The following is a 5,446-nucleotide window of genomic DNA, read 5'->3' as shown; positions in this document are numbered from 1 at the left end:
GAAGAAAAACCACCATGGTTTTCAACAATCACATTAATCCCTTTAGATTTGCCATATTCTGCCAATTGCGTTAAACCAATCGTACTATTTGAAATCCACTCTTCCTCACTACCTGAACCATACAGATTGACACGAATAGCATGACATCCCAAAAATTCCGCGGCATCAACCCATTTTTTATGATTTTCAATTGCTTTAATTCTTTCTTTTTCATCCGGTGATGACAAATGCCCTTCTTCATCAACCATTATCAAAACATTTTTAACACCATGCGCCTCACTTTTTTCTTTTAAAATTTCCAGCACGGCTTCCATTCCCATGGTTTCTATCTTTTTTCTATATAAGTCAGATACATATTCGATGCCCTCAAAACCCATCGCTTTAGCCTTTTCGGCAAAATCAAACGCATCCAAATCATTATTTCCAATAGCTCTGTGCAAAGACCATTGCGCTAATGACAACTTAAAAAAAGGTTCTTTTTCTTCGGTCAATACGTGTGTTTGGTTGGACTGCGCTTCATTTTTCTTGCATCCAAAAAATAGGATCCCCACCAGAAATAATAAAGATAAAGGAGCAATAATACTTTTGATCATAACGATTTTGGTTTAATATTAAATTATCTAAAAATAAAATTAGCGATGAAAATACTAAAGTTTGATAAAATACTACTAATTTGATTAAGTTTAGCGTTTAAAAAGATTTAACATTCACGATCTATAAATTAGTCCTAACCTAATTTATAAAACTAGACTATTTTAAAAATATTATTATGATAAAAGAACACTATGACGCCATTGTCATTGGAACAGGAATTAGCGGTGGCTGGGCGGCTAAAGAACTGTGTGAGGGCGGATTAAAAACATTAGTACTGGAAAGAGGCCGCATGGTAAAACATGGCGATTATCCTACCATGCACAACGACCCATGGGACACGGAATTGCGTGGTGGCAACACTATAGAAGAACAAAAAAGACAAGAAAAACAAGCGCGAACAGGCTATACAACGGCTGCAGACAGCAAACATTGGTTTGTAGATGATATTAAACACCCTTACAATGAAACCAAACGTTTTGATTGGATGCGCGGCTATCATGTAGGTGGACGTTCTTTAACATGGGGCCGTCAAAGCTATCGGTTGAGTGATTTGGATTTTACAGCTAACCTGAAAGATGGTCATGGTGTGGACTGGCCCATACGCTATAACGATATTGCGCCATGGTATGATTATGTCGAAAAATATGTTGGCATCAGTGGTGAAGCACTCGGCATTCCGCATTTACCAGACAGTATTTTCTCACCGCCAATGGAATTGAATTGTGTTGAAGAAGAATTTAAAGCCCAATTGGCAAATAATTATGACGATCGGTTGTTGACTATTGGACGCGTTGCACATATTACCGGCGATCACGAACACAAAGGACGAAGTAATTGTCAATATAGAAATAGGTGTATGCGCGGCTGTCCGTACGGCGGATATTTTAGTAGTAATGCATCAACATTACCAGCGGCCGAAGCTACAGGCAACATGACCTTAAGACCGCATTCCATTGCTCATGAAATCATCTATGACGACTCATTAAAAAAAGCAACGGGCGTTAAAGTAATTGATGCTGAAACCAAGGAAACCCATGTTTTTACTGCCGATATCATCTTTTGTTGTGCTTCTGCAATACCATCAGCGTCCATATTAATGCAATCCAAATCAGAACGTTTTCCTAACGGATTGGGCAACGATTCAGGGGAATTGGGCCATAATATTATGGACCATCATCTTGGCGCAGGTGCCAATGCTTTGGTAGATGGCTTTGAAGATCAATATTATAAAGGACGACGACCAAACGGTATATACATTCCACGATTCAGGAATCTAGGTGATAAAGCATCTGAACGCAAAGACTTTTTAAGAGGTTATGGCTATCAAGGCGGGGGCGGCAGATATGGAATTTCTGAACATGTTGCCGAAATGGCCTATGGTGAAAAATTTAAGGAAGCCATTTTAAAACCAGGGCCATGGAGCATAGGAATTACAGGTTTTGGTGAATGCTTACCTTATCATGATAATAAAATGACCTTGGATTATGACAGATTAGATGAATGGGGATTGCCAACGGTTACCTTTGATGCGGAATGGAAAGAAAATGAATTGATTATGCGCGAAGACATCAAACAACAAGCTGCCGAAATGTTGGAAAAGGCAGGTTTTAGAGAAGTCAAAACTTATGACACACGATATGCACCAGGTATTGGCATCCATGAAATGGGTACCGCAAGAATGGGTAGAGATCCAAAAACTTCGGTACTTAATGCCTATAACCAAATACACGAAGTACCCAATGTATATGTTACCGATGGCGCTTGCATGACCTCATCGGGTTGCCAAAATCCGTCATTGACTTATATGGCCATCACCGCTAGAGCAGCACATCATGCCATTGAACAATTCAAATCAAATAAAGCATAATTATGAACAGAAGAGACGCACTAAAAAACTTGGGCTTATCCTTTGGATATATTATAGCAACGCCTACTATTTTAAGCATGCTTCAAAGTTGTACAACAACACCTGAAGAACCTTGGATACCAGTATTCTTTTCAGACAAACAAGCGTATGTTTTAGAGAATTTGGTCGATTTAATAATACCAAAAACAAAAGATGTACCAGGCGCACTGGATGTTAACGTGCCAAAATTCATTGATCTATACACCTCTAAAACAGCAAACGACGAACAAAAGGAACTCTACTCCACAGGATTAGACGCTATTATGGAAGAATTGGGTATTTCAAACGAGGAAGCCACCCCTCCAAAAACAGAGGAACCGATTGCTGTAAAAACAGAAGATTTTGATGCGCTATTATCTAAATACTTAAGAGTCACAAAAGAGCAACGATTAGCGTATATCCAGGAAGAGCATTTAGTTTTTATGACACTTTTAAAAATCCGAGACCAAACGGTTTGGGCATTTAAAACCAGTGAAGAAATTGGAAAAAATGTATTGGCTTATGATCCTATTCCGGGTAAGCAAAAAGGATGTGTTTCATTGGAAGAGGCTACCGGTGGTAAAGCTTGGTCATTATAAACCCTAGCATAGCCGTCCTGAAGATTGTTAAATGGTTAAAGCTGACGTAGGACGATAGGACATAAGACTTATGACTTTCAATTTTTAAAAACGCTTACAATCAATCCGTATGCACAGAAAAATCAACCGAATTTTAATGGTTGTAATTGTTTTGACAATGATTGGCTGTTAATCAATACCTGAATCTGAAAGCTCCGGTGTCAAGCTTGAGGATGAAGTTAAGGAAGATTGGATTTCCCTATTTAACGGTAAAGATTTAGATGGTTGGACAGCAAAAATAAGAGGCTATGATTTTGGCGATAATATCCATAATACCTTTAAGGTAGAAGATGGTGCCATTAAAGTATCCTATGATGTTTATAACAGAAAGTTTAATGAGTCTGATGGCCATCTATTTTACAAAACACCATTTTCTAGTTATAAATTAAAAATGCAATACCGTTTTGATGAGGACCAAGTTGAAGATGGCGCCGGATGGGCTACTAGAAATAGTGGTGTTATGATCCATTGTGAGGATCCTAAAGAAATGGCCAAAGACCAGAGTTTTCCAGTGAGTATTGAAGTTCAAATGTTGAGCGGAATAACCGAAGGCAGTGCACGAACTACGGCAAATTTATGCACACCAGGCACAAACGTGGTTATGAATGGCGAATTAATTACTCAACATTGTACAGAATCAAACTCTGAAACCTATCACGGCGATCAATGGGTTAATCTGGAAGTTGAAGTTTATAGCGATTCTTTAATCATTCATAAAATCAATGATAAAGAAGTTTTGCGTTATTCAAAACCACAATATGGCGGTGCCGATATGGAGGGACTATAATGAACAATATAAAGATAAATTGGGCGAAACCATCAAAGGTGGCTATATTTCATTTCAAAGCGAAAGTCATCCGGTAGCATTTAGAAATATTGAGTTGTTGAAACCAGAACGTTAAATGAACATTAGAACAAACGATTTATAACGGATATAAAATAAAATACCCAGACATAAAGTCTGGGATTTTAAAATTATCTTTTAGAAATCCTAAGAGTATTTCTTAAGTCAAATTGGAGTAGTTACTCCACCCCCATCGCCCAATCATCACCTCTTGGATCGGCGGCGCCTTCATAAGAACCATCAGGTCTTACCAAGATCGCCTCAACTCTTCCAATGGTGCCGCGTTCTTTGATCTGATGGCCCATAGCTTCCAGTTCTTTTTGCACCAAACTATCTACAGCTCCTTTTTCAACAGAAATCCATTCTGGTTTCCATTGGTGGTGAATTCTCTTTTCTGCTACCGCATCGGTCATAGTCATATCATGATCGATGACGTTCAAAATGGTCTGATAAACAGAAGTAATAATGGTAGAGCCTCCAGGTGTACCAACCACCATAAATAATTTACCATCTTTCTCGATGATGGTAGGTGTCATCGCACTAAGCATACGTTTTCCTGGCTGAATGGAATTTGCCGCACCACCTAATAATCCATACATATTAGGAACGCCTGGTTTCATGCTAAAATCATCCATTTCGTTATTCAACAAAAATCCGGCACCTTCCACAAAAACTTTAGATCCGTAGCCGTCGTTAATCGTGGTGGTCAAAGAAACGGCATTACCGTCTTTATCAACAATAGAATAATGGGTAGTTTCTTCCTTTTCGATAATATTATCCAACGCCATTGGCCGCACTTCTTCACTATCGGTCGCTTGTGATATGTCTATCTGGGCAACTCTTGAAGCTATGTATTCGTCATCCAACAATTCCTTAACCGGAACATCCCAAAAATCAGAATCCCCTAAATGCTCAGCTCTATCCGCATAAACGCGTCTTTCCATTTCGGTCATCACGTGAATGGTTTTTGCAGTTTTTGATCCGAATTCTGACAATGGAAAATGTTCGGACATTTTTAATAACTGAATCAAGGCAATTCCGCCACTACTTGAAGGTGCCATGCTGTACACTTTATAACCTCTATAATTTCCGGTTATTGGTGTTCGCCATGCCGATTTATAATTTTTAAGATCTTCTAAAGTAATGATTCCATTACCTGCTTTCATCTCAGCGACAATAAGTTCGGCAGTTTTTCCTTCATAAAAGCCTTTTCGGCCGTCTTTCTGAATACGTCGCAAGGTTTCTGCCAAATCCTTTTGCACCAACAGATCCCCTTCTTTCCATGGCTCATCCTTAATTAAAGCCACCGTTTCTGGATTACGGTTGTTTCTTACAAAATTATCTTTATGGTAATTATAGTTGCGTGCTTGTTGGTCCGAAATATGAAATCCTTTTTCGGCAAGTACAATCGACGGCTCAATCAATTTAGAAAGCGGCATGGAACCAAATTTTTCATGCGCCACCAGCATACCGTCTACAGAACCT

The 5,446-nt window shown here is 38.9% G+C and carries 6 protein-coding genes; 4 read left to right on the top strand and 2 right to left on the bottom strand.

What is annotated here, in order from left to right:
* A partial coding sequence (locus VNJ50_RS10350) for a sugar phosphate isomerase/epimerase family protein (RefSeq protein ID WP_325581575.1) occupies positions 1 to 593 on the bottom strand: 593 nt, incomplete at its 3' end.
* A gap of 176 nt (positions 594 to 769) precedes the next feature.
* Here VNJ50_RS10350 and VNJ50_RS10345 point away from each other — a divergent pair.
* The 4 genes from VNJ50_RS10345 (at position 770) to VNJ50_RS10330 (ending at position 4,019) form a co-directional block, all read left to right on the top strand.
* Positions 770 to 2,461: a GMC family oxidoreductase gene (locus tag VNJ50_RS10345; RefSeq protein WP_325581573.1), complete on the top strand. Its 1,692-nt coding sequence runs from the start codon at positions 770 to 772 to the stop codon at positions 2,459 to 2,461.
* 2 nt (positions 2,462 to 2,463) lie between these two features.
* Positions 2,464 to 3,078, top strand: a complete 615-nt coding sequence (locus tag VNJ50_RS10340; protein ID WP_325581571.1) for a gluconate 2-dehydrogenase subunit 3 family protein — start codon at positions 2,464 to 2,466, stop codon at positions 3,076 to 3,078.
* 175 nt (positions 3,079 to 3,253) lie between these two features.
* Complete coding sequence (locus VNJ50_RS10335) at positions 3,254 to 3,904, top strand: DUF1080 domain-containing protein (protein ID WP_325581577.1); 651 nt, start codon at positions 3,254 to 3,256, stop codon at positions 3,902 to 3,904.
* Entirely contained in the window at positions 3,876 to 4,019 is a 144-nt protein-coding gene (locus tag VNJ50_RS10330; protein WP_325581569.1) for a hypothetical protein, read from the top strand. The genes VNJ50_RS10335 and VNJ50_RS10330 overlap by 29 nt, the downstream gene beginning before the upstream one ends.
* 121 nt (positions 4,020 to 4,140) lie before the next feature.
* On the opposite strand, the gene ggt is transcribed toward VNJ50_RS10330, so the two are convergent.
* Positions 4,141 to 5,446 (bottom strand): gamma-glutamyltransferase (gene ggt / locus VNJ50_RS10325; RefSeq protein ID WP_325581567.1); only part of this gene is annotated, 1,306 nt, incomplete at its 5' end.

This window comes from Gelidibacter sp. (assembly GCF_035577925.1).
GTDB lineage: Bacteria > Bacteroidota > Bacteroidia > Flavobacteriales > Flavobacteriaceae > Gelidibacter.
This window is presented reverse-complemented; position numbering and strand designations above follow the sequence as displayed.